The sequence below is a fragment of the Burkholderia sp. 567 genome (assembly GCF_040545115.1).
In the GTDB taxonomy this organism is placed as follows: domain Bacteria; phylum Pseudomonadota; class Gammaproteobacteria; order Burkholderiales; family Burkholderiaceae; genus Burkholderia; species Burkholderia ambifaria.
Map to the genome: position 1 here is coordinate 639,496 of NZ_JBEPLG010000001.1, position 19,042 is coordinate 658,537.

The 19,042-nt window shown below is 68.5% G+C and carries 12 protein-coding genes; 6 read left to right on the forward strand and 6 right to left on the reverse strand.

The features are described 5' to 3' along the window. The first annotated feature begins 7 nt into the window (after window positions 1-7). The 4 genes from astD (at window position 8) to ABIC50_RS03105 (ending at window position 5,044) form a co-directional block, all read left to right on the forward strand. Window positions 8-1,471 (forward strand): succinylglutamate-semialdehyde dehydrogenase, encoded by a 1,464-nt coding sequence (gene astD, locus ABIC50_RS03090; RefSeq protein WP_354161494.1) that lies wholly within the window; start codon window positions 8-10, stop codon window positions 1,469-1,471. Window positions 1,472-1,485: 14 nt separating this feature from the next. Further along, complete coding sequence (astB, locus tag ABIC50_RS03095) at window positions 1,486-2,826, forward strand: N-succinylarginine dihydrolase (protein ID WP_175674679.1); 1,341 nt, start codon at window positions 1,486-1,488, stop codon at window positions 2,824-2,826. A gap of 7 nt (window positions 2,827-2,833) precedes the next feature. Continuing rightward, on the forward strand, window positions 2,834-3,901 hold the full coding sequence (gene astE, locus ABIC50_RS03100; RefSeq protein WP_354162164.1) for a succinylglutamate desuccinylase: 1,068 nt from the start codon (window positions 2,834-2,836) through the stop codon (window positions 3,899-3,901). Between the two features lie 348 nt (window positions 3,902-4,249). Next, entirely contained in the window at window positions 4,250-5,044 is a 795-nt protein-coding gene (locus ABIC50_RS03105) for an ABC transporter substrate-binding protein (RefSeq protein WP_006755075.1), read from the forward strand. Between the two features lie 96 nt (window positions 5,045-5,140). Here ABIC50_RS03105 and ABIC50_RS03110 read toward each other — a convergent pair whose 3' ends face one another. Both ABIC50_RS03110 and cdpA read right to left on the reverse strand, forming a co-directional pair. Further along, complete coding sequence (locus tag ABIC50_RS03110; RefSeq protein ID WP_175674678.1) at window positions 5,141-6,664, reverse strand: HDOD domain-containing protein; 1,524 nt, start codon at window positions 6,662-6,664, stop codon at window positions 5,141-5,143. Window positions 6,665-6,691: 27 nt separating this feature from the next. Continuing rightward, window positions 6,692-8,431 (reverse strand): cyclic di-GMP phosphodiesterase CdpA, encoded by a 1,740-nt coding sequence (gene cdpA / locus ABIC50_RS03115; RefSeq protein WP_193759174.1) that lies wholly within the window; start codon window positions 8,429-8,431, stop codon window positions 6,692-6,694. Between the two features lie 281 nt (window positions 8,432-8,712). Here cdpA and ABIC50_RS03120 point away from each other — a divergent pair, with 281 nt between their 5' ends. Next, window positions 8,713-9,264, forward strand: coding sequence for a peroxiredoxin (locus tag ABIC50_RS03120; protein ID WP_354161497.1), 552 nt, complete (start codon window positions 8,713-8,715; stop codon window positions 9,262-9,264). A 108-nt stretch (window positions 9,265-9,372) separates the two neighbouring features. On the opposite strand, the gene ABIC50_RS03125 is transcribed toward ABIC50_RS03120, so the two are convergent. After that, window positions 9,373-10,002, reverse strand: a complete 630-nt coding sequence (locus ABIC50_RS03125; RefSeq protein ID WP_138848023.1) for an SDR family oxidoreductase — start codon at window positions 10,000-10,002, stop codon at window positions 9,373-9,375. Between the two features lie 263 nt (window positions 10,003-10,265). Here ABIC50_RS03125 and ABIC50_RS03130 point away from each other — a divergent pair, with 263 nt between their 5' ends. Next, the gene (locus tag ABIC50_RS03130; protein WP_354161500.1) at window positions 10,266-11,780 is read left to right on the forward strand and encodes an NYN domain-containing protein; all 1,515 of its coding nucleotides are present in this window, start codon (window positions 10,266-10,268) and stop codon (window positions 11,778-11,780) included. Between the two features lie 175 nt (window positions 11,781-11,955). Here the strand turns inward: ABIC50_RS03130 and ABIC50_RS03135 are convergent, their stop codons facing one another. From ABIC50_RS03135 to ABIC50_RS03145, 3 genes are all read right to left on the reverse strand, one after another. Beyond that, on the reverse strand, window positions 11,956-12,339 hold the full coding sequence (locus ABIC50_RS03135; RefSeq protein WP_175678948.1) for a VOC family protein: 384 nt from the start codon (window positions 12,337-12,339) through the stop codon (window positions 11,956-11,958). Between the two features lie 269 nt (window positions 12,340-12,608). After that, window positions 12,609-15,917, reverse strand: coding sequence for an efflux RND transporter permease subunit (locus ABIC50_RS03140; RefSeq protein WP_354161503.1), 3,309 nt, complete (start codon window positions 15,915-15,917; stop codon window positions 12,609-12,611). A 3-nt stretch (window positions 15,918-15,920) separates the two neighbouring features. Beyond that, window positions 15,921-19,040, reverse strand: a complete 3,120-nt coding sequence (locus ABIC50_RS03145; RefSeq protein ID WP_175706145.1) for an MdtB/MuxB family multidrug efflux RND transporter permease subunit — start codon at window positions 19,038-19,040, stop codon at window positions 15,921-15,923. Window positions 19,041-19,042 lie beyond the last annotated feature (2 nt).

Sequence of the window (19,042 nt, forward strand, 5' to 3'; positions counted from 1 at the left end):
ACGAATCATGACGGAACTCTTCATCGACGGCGCCTGGATCGCAGGCTCGGGCCCCGCCTTCGCTTCGCGCAACCCGGGCACCGACGCGATCGCGTGGCAGGGCGACAGCGCGTCGGCAGCCGACGTCGACCGTGCGGTCGCGAGCGCGCGCCGCGCGTTCGGCGGCTGGTCGGCGCTCGACTTCGAAGCACGCTGCGAAATCGTCAAGCGCTTCGCGGCGCTGCTCACCGAGCGCAAGGAAGCGATCGCGACGGCGATCGGCCGCGAGACGGGCAAGCCGCTGTGGGAAGCGCGCACCGAAGTCGCGGCGATGGCCGCGAAGGTCGGCATCTCGATCCAGGCATACCAGGAACGCACCGGCGAGAAGCGCCAGGACATGGCCGACGGCGTCGCGGTGCTGCGCCATCGTCCGCACGGTGTCGTCGCGGTGTTCGGCCCGTACAACTTCCCCGGCCACTTGCCGAACGGCCATATCGTGCCGGCGCTGATCGCGGGCAACACGGTCGTGTTCAAGCCGTCGGAGCTCGCGCCGGGCGTCGCGCGCGCGACGGTCGAGGTGTGGCACGAAGCCGGGCTGCCGGCCGGCGTGCTGAACCTCGTGCAGGGCGAGAAGGACACGGGCATCGCGCTCGCGAATCACCGGCAGATCGACGGCCTGTTCTTCACCGGCAGCTCTGATACCGGCACGCTGCTGCACAAGCAGTTCGGCGGCCGTCCGGAGATCGTGCTCGCGCTCGAGATGGGCGGCAACAACCCGCTCGTGATCGGCGAAGTCGAGGACGTCGACGCGGCCGTGCACCACACGATCCAGTCGGCGTTCCTGTCGGCCGGCCAGCGCTGCACGTGCGCACGCCGCATCTTCGTGCCGCAGGGCGCGTTCGGCGAGCGCTTCCTCGCCCGCTTCGCCGACGTCACGTCGAAGATCACGGCCGACGTGTTCGACGCCGATCCGCAGCCGTTCATGGGCGCGGTGATCTCGGCGCGCGCGGCCGCGAAGCTCGTCGATGCGCAGTCGCGCCTGGTCGAGCAGGGCGCGAAGCCGATCATCGAGATGACGCAGCGCGATCCGCGCCTGGGTTTCGTGAACGCGTCGATCATCGACGTGACCGGCGTGGCGAACCTGCCCGACGAAGAGCACTTCGGCCCGCTCGCGCAGATCGTCCGCTACGCGACGTTCGACGAAGCGATCGAGCGCGCGAACGACACGGCGTTCGGCCTGTCGGCCGGCCTGCTGGCCGACGACGCGCACGCCTGGGAGCACTTCCGCCGCACGATCCGTGCGGGGATCGTCAACTGGAACCGACCGACCAACGGCGCATCGTCCGCCGCGCCGTTCGGCGGCACCGGTCGCTCGGGCAACCATCGTCCGAGCGCGTACTACGCGGCCGACTATTGCGCGTATCCGATGGCGTCGGTGGAAAGCACGCAACTGACCTTGCCCGCGAGCCTGTCGCCGGGCCTGCACTTCTGATCGAGGGAACGACGATGAACGCACAAGAAGCCAATTTCGACGGACTCGTCGGCCCGACCCACAACTACGCTGGGCTGTCGTTCGGCAACGTGGCGTCGCTCAACAACGAGAAGTCGGCCGCGAACCCGAAGGCGGCGGCGAAGCAGGGGCTGCGCAAGATGAAGCAGCTCGCGGATCTCGGCTTCGCGCAAGGCGTGCTGCCGCCGCAGGAGCGGCCGTCGCTGCGCCTGCTGCGCGAGCTCGGCTTCTCCGGCAAGGACGCGGACGTGATCGCGAAGGCCGCGAAGCAGGCGCCGGAACTGCTCGCCGCGGCGAGCTCGGCGTCGGCGATGTGGACCGCGAACGCGGCGACCGTCAGCCCGTCGGCCGACACCGGCGACGGCCGTGTGCACTTCACGCCGGCCAACCTGTGCAGCAAGCTGCATCGCGCGATCGAGCACGACGCGACGCGCCGTACGCTGTCGACGCTATTCGCCGATCCCGCGCACTTCGCGGTGCACGAGGCGCTGACGGGCACGCCGGCGCTCGGCGACGAAGGGGCCGCGAACCATACGCGCTTTTGCGCCGAATACGGCAAGCCGGGCGTCGAGTTCTTCGTGTACGGCCGTGCGGAATACCGCCGCGGCCCGGAGCCGAAGCGCTTCCCGGCGCGCCAGACCTTCGAGGCGAGCCGCGCGGTCGCGCATCGCCACGGCCTGGATGAAACGGCGACGGTCTATGCGCAGCAGGATCCGGACGTGATCGATGCGGGCGTGTTCCACAACGACGTGATCTCGGTCGGCAACCGCGACACGCTGTTCACGCACGAGCGCGCGTTCGTCAACAAGCAGGCGATCTACGACACGCTGACGGCCACGCTCGATGCGCGCGGCGCGCGGCTGAACGTGATCGAGGTGCCCGAGGCGGCCGTGAGCGTGAACGACGCGGTCACGTCGTACCTGTTCAACAGCCAGCTGCTGTCGCGCGCCGACGGCTCGCAGGTGCTCGTCGTGCCGCAGGAGTGTCGCGAGAACGCGAACGTCGCGGCCTATCTCGACGAGCTCGCGGCCGGCAACGGCCCGATCCGCGATGTGCTCGTGTTCGACCTGCGCGAAAGCATGAAAAACGGCGGCGGACCTGCCTGCCTGCGCCTGCGTGTCGTGCTGAACGACGCCGAGCGTGCGGCGGTCACGTCGAACGTATGGATGAACGACACGCTGTTCGCGTCGCTCGACGCGTGGATCGAAAAGCACTATCGCGATCGTCTCGCACCGGACGATCTCGCCGATCCGACGCTGCTCGACGAATCGCGCACGGCGCTCGACGAGCTCACGCAGATCCTGCGTGTCGGGTCGCTGTATGACTTCCAGCGCTGAGTCCCGCATGCCGGCCGCCGCGCTGCTCGACGGCTTCCTCGCGTTCACGCTCGCGGGCGACGCGCCGGCCGTGAAGGACGGCGTGTGCGCGGACGGCGCCGTGCGCTGGCAATGGCTCGGCGACGGGCTGCTCGCGTTCGAGCCGGCCGCACGCGACGCGGCGGGCGATGCCGATGCTGACGCTGCGGCGCGCGCGAGCGTGCTCGTGTCGGCCGGCGTGCATGGCGACGAGACCGCGCCGATCGAGCTGCTGTCGATGCTCGTGCATGATCTCGCGGCGGGCACGCTGCCGCTCGCGTGCCGGCTGCTCGTCGTGCTCGGCAACGTGCCGGCGATGCGCGCGGGCGAGCGCTATCTCGACGACGATCTGAACCGCCTGTTCAGCGGCCGGCACGCGCAGGTGCCGACGAGCCGCGAAGCGCCGCGCGCGGTGCAGCTCGAAGCGGCGGCCGCCGCGTTCTTCGCGGCCGCGCCGGCGGGCGGTGCACGCTGGCACGTCGACATGCATACGGCGATTCGTGCATCGGTGTTCGAGCAGTTCGCGCTGCTGCCGCACACGGGCACGCCGCCGACCCGCGCGATGATCGAATGGCTCGGCGAAGCGCGCATCGCGGCCGTGCTGCTGCATACCGCGAAGGGCAACACGTATTCGCATTTCACGGCCGAGCACTGTGGCACGCTCGCGTGCACGCTGGAACTCGGCAAGGTGCGGCCGTTTGGCCAGAACGACCTGTCGCGCTTCGCGCCGGCCGACCGCGCGGTGCGCAAGCTCGTGTCGGGCGCGCCGCAGGGCGGCCATCCGCAAGGAGGCCATGCGCCGTTGCCGCGCGTGTTCACCGTGATCGACCAGATCACGAAGCAGAGCGACGCGCTCGAGCTGTTCGTCGCGGCCGACGTCGCGAACTTCACCGCGTTCGCGCGCGGCACCGTGCTCGCGCAGGACGGCGACTACCGCTATACGGTGAAGCACGACGAGGAGCGCATCGTGTTCCCGAATCCGTCGGTGAAGCCGGGCTTGCGCGCGGGCCTGCTCGTCGTCGACACGACGCGCGACACGCTCGCCGCGCTCGTCTGAGCGATGCGCGGTTGCGCGCGGCTGCGGTGATCGGCAGCCCGCGCATCGTCGCGCCGCGTTCGCATTTTGGGGTTGACGTACGTGCGCCGGCCGCGCAGGCGGCTCTTGCGTATTTGCGACATCGTCTTGCAAGTTCGACGAAGGCCCGGCCGACGCCGGCGCACGCAGCGCAGCATCGCGTGCCGGCGGCCGCTTTGCCGTATCGGGCCGTGCGGATTGGTACAATCGCCGCCTTGCGGCTGTTGCGCCGCATCAAGGCGCGGCATCGGGATTGTCGTGGTCATCCGGCCCGGCAATGATGCAAGCGCCCGTAGTTCCGGAACATTCGAGTATCGAGGAGAACACCTGATGAAGTTGGATTGGCGTAAAGTGGCCGCGCACGCGGTAGTGGCGGCAACGGCCGTGGCGGCAGGCAGCGCGATGGCGGCGGATCTGAAGGAGATCCGGTTCGGCGTGGAGGCCTCGTACGCGCCGTTCGAATACAAGACGCCCGACGGCAAGCTGACCGGCTTCGACATCGACATCGGCAACGCCGTGTGCGCGAAGCTGAAGGTGAAGTGCGTGTGGGTCGAGAACGACTTCGACGGCCTGATCCCCGCGCTGCAGGCGCGCAAGTTCGATGCGATCAACTCGGACATGACGATCACCGATCAGCGCAAGCACGCGATCGCGTTCACCGATCCGATCTACACGATCCCGAACCAGCTGATCGCGAAGCAGGGCAGCGGCCTCCAGCCGACCCCGCAAGCGCTGAAGGGCAAGCGGGTCGGCGTGCTGCAGGGCACGATCCAGGAAGCGTACGCGAAGAAGAAGTGGGCGCCGGCCGGTGTCGAGGTCGTTCCGTACCAGACGCAGGACCTGGCCTACGCCGACCTGAAGTCGGGCCGTCTCGACGCGACGTTCCAGGATTCGGAAGCGGGCTCGAAGGGCTTCCTGTCGAAGCCGCAAGGCCAGGGCTTCGGCTTCGCCGGCGGCACGGTGGCCGATGCCGAGATCCTCGGCTCGGGCGTCGGCTTCGGCCTGCGCAAGAACGACGCGGCGCTGAAGACCGCGCTCGATCAGGCGCTGAAGGGGCTGAAGGCCGACGGCACGATCGACACCCTCGCGAAGAAGTACTTCAGCGTGCCGGTCACGCTCAAGTAAGCGTTTCGATCCGTCGCACGATGCAGCCGGCCGCTTTCGCGGCCGGTTTGCTTTTGGGGCGCCGCTTCTTGCGCACGGGGTGGCGCCCCGCGTGCGTCACGCGGGGAAGAACCGCCCCAGTTCGCGCGCGAGCTCGTTGAGCACGCTCATCTCCTGCTGCGTGATCTTGCGCGCGGGCTGTGCGCCGGCCCAGTCGCCGTACAGCAGGCCGACGGTCGTCGTGCCGACGCGCACCGGCAGCAGCACGAACGCGCGCGTGTCGGGGAGCGCATCGAGGTACCACGCGGGCAGGCGCTTCACCATCTTCGGCTCCTGCGCCTGCTCGATGAAGATGCCGACCGAGTTCGTGATCGCGAGATGGAACACGTCCGGCTCGAAGCGCTCGTCGAAGCACAGCCGGTCGAGCGCCGCATCGACGTCCGGCCCGAAGCCGAGGCGCGCGGCGAACATGCCGTCGTCGCGGCGCACGAACATCACGGTGCGCGTGAACGCGAGCCCCGCGAGCAGGCTTTCCGACGCAAGCGCGAGCACCGGCATCAGCACGTGCTCGGACGGCAGCGCGCGCAGGTCCGCGAGGCCGGCCTCGAGGCATGCCTCGGGTTCGGGCTGCGCCCGCGCGATCGCATCGGCGTTCGCGCGCAGCTCGACGATCTCGCGCATCACGGTGTCGCTCGCTTCCTCGCGTGCGAGCCGGTCGGCGATTTCCACCAACGCGTCGGCATCGATCTCCAGTTCCTGCCCGTAGCGCTGCGCGAGCACCGCGATGTGCGCGTCGCGCTGCGGGCCCGCGGGCATCGCGAGCGCCCCGGCGACGTCGGTCGAGCAGCGGCTCACCGCGCGCAGCCAGCGCACGCGGTCGGTGCCTTCGTCGGCACAGGCCGCGGGGCGCCGGCGGTCGGCGCGCTCGTCTTCGTCGTCGTCTTCGCGTTCGTCGCGGTGGGCGGCGTGCGCGGCGCGACCGTCGCCGTCGGCCATCCCGGCGCGGATCACGTCGGGCAAGCGCCAGCTCGCGGCGGCCTCCAGACCGATTTCGTCGAAGCCGACGCCGAGCACGTCGATGCACGCGGCCGCGTCATCGCCGTTCAGCTCGGCGGCGCGGCGGCGAATCCGGTCCCATTCGCTGTCGAGATAGCAGACCACGAGCAGCTTGCCGACCTGGCGCATCAGCGTGCAGACCACGGCTTCCTCGCCACCGCGCAGTTCCGCATGCTCGGTCAGCTTGCGGGCGACGCAGCCGGACAGCAGCGCGCGGTTCAGCTCGAGCTTCGCGTCGATGCGGCGCGGCGTGCTGTGATGGAAATGGTCGACGAGCTTCAGCCCGACGACGAGATGGCCGACCGTGTCCATGCCGAGCACCATCAGGGCTCGCGTGACGGTCGTGATGTTGCCGCCGAACGCCATGTACATCGCGGAATTGGCGAGCCGCAGGACTTTCTGCGTGAGCGCGAAATCCGACAGTACGACGCGTACGAGCGCGGTGAAGTCGAGGTCGTCGTTCTTCATCGCGGCCATCGTCGCGCGCAGCGATTCCGACAGCAGCGGGAAGTCGCCCCGTTCGTTCATCCGGGCCCACAGCTTGTCGAGCAGCGCCGTGCGGGGCAGGTGTGCGGTGATTGACATTCGAATCTGTCCGGTTCGCTGCGCGCGTCAGGCGGCGTGCAGGCGCAATTGCTGCGCCTCGAAGCGCCGCGCGAGCTCCTCGGACGGCAGCGCCTGGCACACGAGCCAGCCCTGGATGTGGTTGCAGCCCATTTCGGTCAGCAGTTCGCGCTGCGCCTCGGTCTCGACGCCTTCCGCGACGAGCTCGAGATCGAGCGTCTGCGCGAGGCCGACCACCGCCGACACGATCGCGCGATCGTTGCGCGACGTCAGCAGGTTCTCGACGAAGCTGCGGTCGATCTTCAGCTTCGCGAGCGGGAAGCGCTGCAGGTACGCGAGGCTCGAATAGCCGGTGCCGAAATCGTCGATCGCGAAGCGGATGCCGAGCTCCGTCAACTCCTCGAGCAGCATCTTCGCCTGCGCGGGATCGTGCATCAGCAGGCTTTCGGTGATTTCGAGCACGATGCGGCGCGGGTCGATGCCCGTCAGCGCGATCGCCTCGCGCACGCTCTGCGTGAAACGCGGGTCGCGGAACTGCTGCGGCGACACATTGACCGCCACGTACTGCAGCGCGAGCCCCTGGCGGTCCCACGCGACGAGCTGCATGCACGCGGCCTTGAGCACCCAGTTGCCGAGATAGTTGATCAGGCCGATCGATTCGGCGAGCGGAATGAAGGTGGCCGGCGGCACGAGGCCGTGCACCGGATGTCGCCAGCGGATCAGCGCCTCGACGCCGTCCACCGCGCCCGACTGGCTGCGCGTGATCGGCTGGAAGTGGAGCGAGAACTCGCCGTTGCGCACGCCGTCGTACAGGTCGGCCTCGAGCTTGAGCCGCTCCGCGTCGGCCGGGTCGTCGACCGGCTCGTGAAACGCGAGCGCATTGCCGCCCGACGCCTTCGCCTGTGCGAGCGCATGGTCGGCGCGGCGCAGCAGCGGGCTGTGGTGCTGCGCGCGATGCGGCGCCGCGCGTTCGTCCGGGTACAGCGCGATGCCGATGCTCGCGGACAAGTGCACGGTCTGCCCCTGAAACACGTAAGGTTCGCGCACCGCGGCCTGCAGCCGGCGCGCGAGCGCATCAGCGGCGTCGCTCGCGCGAGCGCGGTTCGGCGCGGTCAACACCACCGCGAACTTGTCGCTCGCGACGCGCGCGAGCTGCTCGCCGGGCGCGACGAGCGCCCGCAGCCGCTGCGCGGTGTCGCGCAGCAGCGTGTCCCCGGCGTCGTAGCCGAGCGCGCGGTTGATGCGCTGGTAATCGTCGAGGTCGAGCAGCAGCAGCGCCGCGCACGTGCCGCTCTCGTCGGCCGCCTGCTGCGCGCGCATCAGCGCGGGCACGAGCGCGGACAGGTTGTCGAGCCCCGTCATCGGATCATGGTGCATCTCATACGTCAGGCGGGCTTCGAGCGCACGCCAGGCAGTCACGTCGAACGCCGCGATCGCGAAGCCGTCGACGCCGTGGTGACGGCTCTTGAACGCGCGGATCTCGACGTCGAGCGGGTAGGTGAGCGACTTGACGATGCAGATCGTCGCCTTCTCGACCTGGCCGGAACGCGCGGCACGTGCGAGCAGGCCTTCGAGCGTCGCGGTATCCTGTTCCGCGATCAGGTCGCGCAGCGTCAGCGTGTGCAGGTAGTCGCGGTGATAACCGATGAAGCGCAGGCTCGCGTCGGATACATACAGAAAGCGCAGCTCGCGGTCGACATGGGCGAGGAAATCCACCGTGCCGACCGTCTGTTCCAGCCAGTTGCGCACGGTGTCGTCGCGGCGCGGCGCGCCGGCGCGCGCAGGCATCAGCGCGCCGCCCGACCAGGCGAAGCGGCGCAGCGTATGCAAGGCATTGCGCCAGGAGCCCTTGCGTGGCGTCTGTTTCCTGTTGGCTTCCATGTTTCTCGCTGACGTGAAGGGCTGGAACCGGTTGTCCGGAAGGAATAACGGCAGGTTGCGCGGAATCTTTAACCGGCCGGCCGGCAGCGGCTTGCGCTGCCGCCGGACCGGGTCGTGCATGCGGCGTTCGATGGTCGAACGCAGCATGGCCCACATCGAGGCTGACTGTATAAGAAATGAGGACACAGATGAAGCGAAAACTATTGGTGGGCGCCGTGGCGGCGCTGCTGCTGGCCGGTCATGCGCTGGTCGCGCAGGCGCAACTGAAGCCGGGCGCTACGGCCCCCGATTTCACGACGCAGGCGTCGCTGGGCGGCAAGACTTACACGTACGCGCTCGCCGATGCGCTGAAGCACGGGCCGGTCGTGCTGTATTTCTACCCGGCCGCGTTCACGAAGGGTTGCACCATCGAGGCGCATGCGTTCGCGGATGCGGTCGATCGTTACAAAGCTTACGGCGCAACGGTGATCGGCGTGTCGGCCGACAACATCGACACGCTGACCAAATTCTCGGTGAGCGAGTGCCGCAGCAAGTTCCCGGTCGCGGCCGATCCGGACGCGAAGATCATCCGCGAATATGACGCAAAGCTGCCCGCGCTCGATCGCGCGAACCGCGTGTCCTACGTGATTTCGCCGGAAGGGAAGGTGCTGTACGAGTACACGAGCCTGTCACCCGACAAGCACGTGGAGAACACGCTCGCCGCGGTCAAGGCGTGGGCCGACGCGCATCCGAAGCAGTAAGCCGCAGGCGCTGAGCCCGCGGCAAAGCGGCCCGCCGCGCGGGCCGCAAGCACGATGGGACGCGCCGCGGGGTGGCGGCGCGGGCGTGCCGGGCGTACCGGATGTCCGTTAAGCGCGCAATGCCTGTTCGATCGGCACGCCGCCGCCGACGAAGCCGATGACCTTGCGCGAAATGCCCAGCTTGATCGCCTCGATCGCGGCCCATGCGACATCCTGGCGCGACACCGGCGGCGCCGCGTTCAGCGGCTCCTCGGTCAGCGCGATCTTGCCGACGCCCGGGCTGTCCGACAGCGGGCCCGGGCGCAGAATCACGTAGTCGATGCCCGACGCGATCACGCGCTCGTCGCCTTCGCGCTTCATCTGCGAGTAGTGGCGCAGCGCGTCGCCGCTGCGCTCCGGCCAGTACGCGGTCAGCGAACTGATCACGACCAGCTTCTGTACGTTGTAGGCGAGCGCATGCTCGGCAGCGCGCGCGACCGCGTCGCGGTCGATCTGCTCCTCTTCGGCGGCGCCTTCCGATTCGGCCGAACCGGCCGCGTAGATCACGTGCGTGATGCCCTGGAATGCGTGCGAGAAATCGCCCGTCAGATCGGCCTCGACGACCTTCGCGCCCGGCAGCGCATAGCCGTGCCGGCGCACCAGCGCTGTCACCTCGAATTCCGGCTGCTTGAGCAGCAGATCCGCGCAGGCCTGACCCGTGCGGCCGGTCGCGCCAATCAGCAGTACCTTCGTCGTCATGAAACCGCTCCTTGCATGATGCGTCATCCTCCCAGATAGGGACGGACGACCGATACTCAAGTGTATGTCGATTTGGGCCGGCGGCGTGCAGGGAATGAGGGACGCACCGCTCGAGGCTTGCCGGCGCGGCCCCCGGGGGAGCCGCATCGGCATGCCATCGTGCGCATCGATTGCGGAATCGACCCGCTGACCGGCTATCATGTGCGCGATGCATTTTTCGCCGCGACGCAATGCAGCGCGGCGACCAACCGGTTGGAGTACACATGGCATTACCCCTGGACAACGTCAGCATGGCCGTGTTCTGCGACTTCGAGAACGTCGCGCTCGGCGTGCGCGACGCGAAGTACGAGAAATTCGACATCCAGCCCGTGCTGGAGCGGCTGCTGCTGAAGGGCAGCATCGTCGTGAAGAAGGCATATTGCGACTGGGAGCGCTACAAGGGCTTCAAGGCGTCGATGCACGAGGCGAGCTTCGAGCTGATCGAGATTCCGCACGTGCGCCAGTCGGGCAAGAACTCGGCCGACATCCGGCTCGTCGTGGACGCGCTCGATCTCTGCTACACGAAGTCGCACGTCGACACGTTCGTGATCATCAGCGGCGACTCGGATTTTTCGCCGCTCGTGTCGAAGCTGCGCGAGAACGCGAAGAAGGTGATCGGGGTCGGCGTGAAGAAGTCGACGTCGGACCTGCTGGTCGCGAACTGCGACGAATTCATTTTCTACGACGATCTGGTGCGCGAGCAGCAGCGCGCGCAGGCGAAGCGCGAACAGCAGCACGCGGGTAACGGCGGCGCGAAGCGGCCGGACGAACCGTCGCGCAAGCCGGAGCTGGAAGCGCGCCGCAGCGAGGCGATCGCGCTCGCGGTCGAGACGTTCGATGCGTTGGCCTCGGAGCGCGACGACGTCGGCAAGATCTGGGCGTCGGTGCTCAAGAGCGCGATCAAGCGCCGCAAGCCGGACTTCAACGAGTCGTATTACGGCTTCCGCGCGTTCGGCAACCTGCTCGACGAAGCGCAGGCGCGCGGGCTGCTCGAAGTGGGGCGCGACGACAAGTCGGGCGCGTTCGTGTCGCGGCCGCGCCAGTCGTCCGTGGCGGAGCAGGCGGCGGCGCGTGATACGGGCGGCGCGCACCATGGTCACGGCGCGCATCACGGTCACGGCGGGCGTCATGCGGAAGCGGCAGCACCGGCCGAGCGCCCGTCGCGGCGTCGCGGGCAGCGGGCGGAAGCAGCCGTGCAGGAAAGCGTGCAGGCCGACGTGCAAGAGGCGGCCGTCGTCGACGTCGTCGATGAAGTGGCGCTCGTGCCGGCAGCGACGGCCGAAGCGACTGCAGCGACTGAAGTGGCCGATACGCACGGTGAAGCGAAGGACGGCCGCAAGCGCGCGCGCAAGAGCGCGGCGAAGAAGACCGGCGCCAAGAAGGGCGGCGAAGCGAAGGGCGGCGACGCGAAGGGCGCCGGCCGTCAGGCGGCGGCGAAGCCGGACGAGGCCGCGCACGGCGGTGCGAAGCATGGTGGTGAAAAGCACGCGCAAGGCCAGCCTGCCGAAGCGACGCATCGCGACGCGGAGCATCGGGAGGAACGGCACGTCGCGGCGCCGACGGCTGGCGAGTACGGCGCTTCGGCGGCTGCCGCGCAGCCGGCGCACGAAGCGGCACCGGTTGCCGAATCGACCGGTGAGGCGGCTGACGAAGCCGCCGCTGCAAAGCCGAAAAAACCGGCCCGCAAGACGGCTCCCCGTGCGCGTCGTCCGCGCAAGACGGCCGCTGCTGCCGAGTAACGCTGGCCGCGCCGACTGCGCCGACCGCACTGACCGCGCTGACCGCGCTGACCGCGCTGACCGCGCTGACCGCGCTGACCGCGCTGACCGCGCCAACCGCGCGGGGGCGGCGTCCGACCGAGGGCGCCGCCTGTCTCACCCCGTCGGCCGGTGCCACGCCGGCCGACGCGTCCCGTTATCCGTTCAGCACGTACGGCTGCGTCATCACTTCGAGGAAGTGACCGTCCGGATCGTCGAAATACACGCCACGCCCGCCGTGATGGCGGTAGATCTCACCGGCTTGCCGCTTCGCCGGATCGGCCCAGTGCGGCAGGCCGCGCTCGCGAATGCGCGCGTACACGCGATCGAAGCCGGCCTCGTCGGTCAGGAATGCGTAGTGCTGGGACGCGATCTCTCCGTCCGTTTCATAAAAATCGAGCGACACGCCGTTCTCGAGCGGGACGACCAGCATCGGGCCGAACGGCGTCGCCGCCGGCAGCTCCAGAAGCTCGGTGAGGAAGCGGCTCGACGCGTGCTTGTCGCGGCACCAGACGATCGTATGGTTGAGCTGGACGTTCATGGCGGGCTCCCGGAAACGGGCGCGAGGGTGAGCATGGACACACGATAGCCGATCGCCGCCGGCGTGCAAGCCCGACCCCGGGCGAATGCGCCGCCTCGTCGGCGGCAGCCTCGGCGGCCGCGCGTGAATCGTCGGCTGAAACGATCTGGACGATCGGCTACTTTTTCGGGAGCCAAGGTCATTGGCGCGGCTTTTTGCGCCGCCAAGCATCGCCGCGCCGCTCCACGCCGCCCCGCATCCCGCCGCGCCCCACCACGTCCCGCTACGCGTTACTCCCCAGCCACCGCCGGCCCGCCCGAATTGCCGCGGCGGTTGCGGCGCTTCTCGCTCCACACGCGCAGCCGGTCCATGTACAGATAGACGACCGGCGTCGTATAGAGCGTCAGCACCTGCGACATGATCAGCCCGCCGGCGATCGCGATCCCGAGCGGCGCGCGCAGCTCGGCGCCGTCGCCATGGCCGAACGCGAGCGGCAGCGCGCCGAGGAGCGCCGCCATCGTCGTCATCATGATCGGCCGGAAGCGCAGCAGGCACGCCTCGTGGATTGCATCGTACGACGACTTGTTGCCGTTGCGCGTCTGGTCGATCGCGAAGTCGACCATCATGATCGCGTTCTTTTTCACGATGCCGATCAGCAGGATCACGCCGATCAGCGCGATGATGCTGAACTCGGTCTTGAACAGCAGCAGCGCGAGCAGCGCGCCGACGCCGGCCGACGGCAGCGTCGACAGGATCGTGATCGGGTGGATGTAGCTCTCGTACAGGATCCCGAGCACGATGTAGACGGCCAGCAGCGCCGCGAGAATGAGGATCGGCTGGTTGTTCAGCGATTGCTGGAACGCCTGCGCGGTGCCCTGGAAGCTGCCGACGATCGTCGGCGGCACGCCGATCTGCGCCATCGTCTGGTAGATCGCCTGGGTCGCCTGCGACAGCGACACGCCCGGCGGCAGGTTGAACGAGATCGTCGTCGCGACGAAGAGGCCCTGGTGGTTGACCGACAGCGGCGTCGTGCTCGGGCCGAAGGTCGCGATCGCGGACAGCGGGATCATCGTCGACTTCGACGTCGACACCGCCGCGCCCGACGACGCGCTCGACTTGCCGCTCGACGCGATCGAGTTCAACGCCTGGTTGCGCGCGGAATCGGACGCGATCGCCGCGGCGCTGGTGGCGGCCGTGCCGGCGCTCGACGTGCCGGCCGAGGTCGCGACGAAGGTGCCGGCCGCCGCGTTGGTCGACTGCGAGCCGTTCGCGCTGCCGCCCGACGTGCTGATCCACACTTCATTCAACATTTGCGGGCTCTGCCAGTATTTCGGCGCGACTTCCATCACGACGTGGTACTGGTTCAGCGGGTTGTAGATCGTCGAGACCTGGCGCTGGCCGAACGCGTCGTACAGCGTGTTGTCGATCTGCGCGGGCTTGATGCCGAGCCGCGCGGCGGTCGCGCGGTCGATCGTCACCATCGCCTCCAGCCCGCCTTGCTGCTGGTCGGAGTTGACGTCGGTCAGCTCGGAGCGCTTCTGCAGCGCCTCGGTCAGCAGCGGCCCCCACTTGTACAGGTCGGCGCTCGAATCGCCGAGCAGCGTGAACTGGTATTGCGCGTTGCTCTGCCGGCCGCCGACGCGGATGTCCTGCGCCGCCTGCAGGAACGTGCTCGCGCCGGCGACATCCGCCAGCGGCTTGCGCAGTTGCTGGATCACCTGGTCGGCCGACAGCTTGCGCTCGGTGCGGTCCTTCAGCGTGACGAACATGAAGCCCGAATTGGTCTGCGTGCCGCCGGTAAAGCCCGCGGCGCTCTGCACGTTGGGGTTGCTCTGCACGATCCGCATCATCTCGGTGAACTTCTGCTTCATCGCCTGGAACGACGTGGACTGGTCGGCCCGAATGCCGCCGATCATCAGCCCGGTGTCCTGCTGCGGAAAGAAGCCCTTCGGCACGATGATGTACAGATAGACATTCAGCCCGATCGTCGCGAACAGGATCAGCAGGACCAGCAGCGGGCGGCGCAGCGCCCACGACAGCGAGCGCTCGTAGCCGCGCTGCATCCGCGCGAAGAAGCGCTCCAGGAACCGGCCGAGGCGGCCCTCCTCGTGCGCGTCGTGCGGCTCGCGCAGCAGCCGCGCGCACATCATCGGCGTGACCGTCAGCGATACCGCGAGCGATACCGCGATCGCGAGCGACAGCGTCAGCGCGAATTCGCGGAACAGGCGCCCGACGATGCCGCCCATCAGCAGGATCGGCAGGAACACCGCGACGAGCGAGATGCTCATCGACAGCACCGTGAAGCCGACCTCGCGCGCGCCGTCGAACGCGGCCTGCAGCCGCGGCTTGCCGTTCTCGATGTGACGCGTGATGTTCTCGAGCACGACGATCGCATCGTCGACGACGAAGCCGGTCGCGACGATCAGCGCCATCAGCGACAGATTGTCGATCGAGAAGCCGAGCAGGTACATCGCGCCGAACGTGCCGATGATCGAGATCGGCACCGCGACGCTCGGGATCAGCGTCGCGCGCCAGTTGCGCAGGAACAGGAACACGACCATCACGACCAGGCTGATCGCGATCAGCAGCGTGTGCTCGGTGTCCTTCAGCGACGCGCGGATCGTCGTCGAACGGTCGAGCACCGGCGTCACGGTGATGTCGGCCGGCAGCGACGCGGTGAGCTGCGGCAGCGCGGTGCGCACCCGGTCGATCGTCTCGATGATGTTCGCGCCGGGCGACCGGTAGAGGATCACGAGCACCGCGCGCTTGCCGTTCGACAAGCCGAGGTTGCGCAGGTCCTCGACCGAGTCGACGACCTCGGACAGGTCGGACAGCCGCACGGCCGCGCCGTTGCGGTACGCGACGACCAGGTCGCTGTACTGCGACGCATGCGACGCCTGGTCGTTCGTATAGAGCTGGTAGTGCTTCGGGCCGAATTCGATCGCGCCCTTCGGGCTGTTCGCGTTCGCGGACGCGAGCGCGGCCCGCACGTCCTCGAGGCCGATCCCGTAGTGGAACAGCGCATGCGGTTCGAGCTCGACGCGCACGGCCGGATTCGCGGAGCCGCTCACCGACACCTGGCCGATCCCGTCGATCTGCGACAGCGACTGCTGCAGCACCGTCGACGCGGCGTCGTACAGCTTCGCGGGCGACGACGTTTCCGACGTGAGCGACACGATCATGATCGGCGAGTCGGCCGGGTTGACCTTGCGGTACGTCGGGTTGCTCTTCAGCGAGGCGGGCAGGTCGGCGCGCGCCGCGTTGATCGCGGCCTGCACGTCGCGCGCGGCGCCGTCGATGTCGCGGTTCAGCCCGAACTGCAGGATGATCCGCGCGTTGCCGACCGTGCTGGTCGACGTCATCTCGCTGACGTCGGCGATCGAGCCCAGGTGCCGCTCGAGCGGGCTCGTCACGCTGGTCGCGACGGTCTCGGGGCTCGCGCCGGGCAGCGACGCCTGCACCGAGATGGTCGGGAAGTCGACCTGCGGCAGCGGCGACACCGGCAGCTTGATGAACGCGAACAGGCCGGCGAGCGCGACGCCGAGCGCGAGCAGCGTCGTCGCGACGGGGCGGGTGATGAAGGGGCGCGACAGGTTCATCGCTTAGGCACCCGTGTGCTTGCCGGAATCGGCGCCGGGGCCGTACCGCTCGAACCAGCCGCGCGCGCGGCGCGCGAGGCTGTCGAAGCCGAGATAGATCACCGGCGTCGTGAACAGCGTCAGCACCTGCGACACGATCAGGCCGCCGGCGATCGCGATCCCGAGCGGCTGGCGCAGCTCGGAGCCGGCGCCCGCGCCGACGATCAGCGGCACCGCGCCGAGCAGCGCGGCGAGCGTCGTCATCAGGATCGGCCGGAAGCGCAGCAGGCACGCCTGGTAGATCGCCTCGCGCGGCGGCTTGCCCTCGACCCGTTCGGCCTCGAGCGCGAAGTCGATCATCATGATCGCGTTCTTCTTCACGATGCCGATCAGCAGCACGATCCCGATGATCCCGATGATGTCGAGGTCGTGCCCGGTGATCATCAGCGCGAGCAGCGCGCCGACGCCGGCCGACGGCAGCGTCGACAGGATCGTGATCGGATGGATGTAGCTCTCGTACAGCACGCCGAGCACGATGTACATCGTGACGACCGCCGCGAGGATCAGGAACAGCTGGTTCGACAGCGACGCCTGGAACGCGAGCGCCGCGCCCTGGAAGCGCGTCTGGAACGAGCCGGGCAGGCCGATGTCCTTCTCCGCGGCGCCGATCGCCTTCACGGCCTCGCCGAGCGACGCGCCCGGCGCGAGGTTGAACGAGATCGTCGTCGACGGGAACTGCGACAGGTGCGCGATCAGCAGCGGCGACGGCCGTTCGTGGAACGACGCGATCGACGACAGCGGCACCTGGCCGCCGCCGGCGGACGGCAGGTAGATGTCGTTCAGCGATTCGGCGTAATGCTGCTCCTTCGGCTCCGACTCGAGAATCACGCGGTACTGGTTCGACTGCGTGAAGATCGTCGATACGATCCGCTGGCCGAACGCGTCGTACAGCGCGTTGTCGACGGTCGCCGGCGTGATGCCGAAGCGCGCGGCGCTGGCGCGGTCGATCTCGATGTACACCGACTGGCCGTTGCTCTGCAGGTCGGTCGCGACGTCGGCGAGCGACGGCTCCTTCTGCAGCCGCGTGACGAGCTTCGGCACCCAGGTCGCGAACTCGTCGGGGTTCGGGCTCGTCAGCATGAACTGGTACTGCGTCGGGCTCACGGTCGAGTCGATCGTCAGATCCTGCACCGACTGCATGAACAGCGTGATGCCGGTCACGTTCGCGACGCGCTGCTGCAGGTCGCGGATGATCTGCGCGGACGACTCGGAGCGGTGGTCGCGCGCCTTCAGGTTGATCAGCATCCGGCCGCTGTTCAGCGTGATGTTGCTGCCGTCGACGCCGATGAACGACGTGAGGCTCTCGACGTTCGGGTCCTTCAGGATCTCGGCCGCGAGCGCCTGCTGGCGTTCGGCCATCGCGCCGTACGAGATCGACTGCGGCGCCTGCGTGATCGCCTGGATTACGCCGGTATCCTGCGCGGGGAAGAAGCCCTTCGGTATGTACACGTAGAGCAGGGCGGTCAGCGCGAGCGTCAGCAGCGCGACGACGAGCGTCGAGCCCTGGCGGTTCAGCACCCATTCGAGCGCGACCCCGTAGCGCGCGATCACTGCGTCGATCACGCGGTGCACGCGCGCCTCGAAGCGGTGGCTTTCCGGCGGCGGCGAGTGGCGCAGCAGCTTCGCGCACATCATCGGCACGAGCGTGAGCGACACGATCGCCGAGATGACGATCGTCACCGCGAGCGTGATCGCGAATTCGTGGAACAGGCGGCCGACCACGTCGCCCATGAACAGCAGCGGGATCAGCACCGCGATCAGCGACACCGTCAGCGAGATGATCGTGAAGCCGATCTGCCTTGACCCCTTCAGCGCGGCCTCGAGGCCGGTGTGGCCTTCCTCGACGTAGCGGGCGATGTTCTCGATCATCACGATCGCGTCGTCGACGACGAAGCCGGTCGCGATGGTGAGCGCCATCAGCGACAGGTTGTTCAGCGAGAAGCCGGCCAGGTACATCACCGCGAGCGTGCCGATCAGCGACAGCGGCACCGACAGGCTCGGGATGATCGTCGCGTAGACGTTCGCGAGGAACAGGTACATCACCAGCACGACCAGCACGACCGCGAGCAGCAGCTCGAACTGCACGTCGCGCACGGCGGCGCGGATCATCGTCGTGCGGTCGGTGACGACCTGCACGTCCAGCGCCGCGGGCAGCGTCTCCTGCAGCTTCGGCAGCTGCGCCTTGATCGCGTCGACGGTCGCGATCACGTTCGCGCCCGGCTGGCGCTGCACGTTCAGGATGATCGCGGGCTCCGCGTTCACCCACGCGCCGAGCTTGGTGTTCTCGGAGCCGGCGACCACCTTCGCGACGTCGGTCAGCATCACCGGGCGGCCGCTCTTGTACGCGACGACCGCGGAGTTGTACTGGTCGGCGCTGGTGAGCTGGTCGTTGGCGTTGATCGTATACGCGCGCGTCGGGCCGTCGAAGTTGCCCTTCGGCGTGTTCACGTTCAGGTTCGAGATCGTCGTGCGCAGGTCGTCGAGGTTCATCCCGTACTGCGCGAGCGCGGTCGGGTTCGCCTGGATCCGCACGGCCGGCCGGTTGCCTCCCGACAGGCTGACGAGACCGACGCCGGCGATCTGCGAGATCTTCATCGCGAGGCGCGTGTCGGTCAGGTCCTGCACCTGCGTGAGCGGCAAGGTCTTCGACGTGATGGCGAGCGTCAGCACCGGCGCGTCGGCCGGGTTGACCTTCGCGTAGATCGGCGGGGCCGGGAGGTCGGACGGCAGCAGGTTGCCGGCCGCGTTGATCGCGGCCTGGACTTCCTGCTCGGCGATGTCGAGCGGCAGGTCGAGCGAGAACTGCAGCGTGATCACCGACGCGCCGGCCGAGCTTTGCGACGACATCTGGTTCAGCGACGGCATCTGCCCGAATTGCCGCTCGAGCGGCGCGGTGACCGACGACGTCATCACCTCGGGGCTCGCGCCCGGATAGAAGGTCTGGACCTGGATCGTCGGGTAGTCGACTTCGGGCAGCGCGGCGAGCGGCAGGAAGCGCAGCGCGACGAGGCCGGCCAGCATGATCGCCGCCATCAGGAGGGCGGTGCCGACCGGCCGGAGAATGAAGAGGCGGGATGGATTCATCG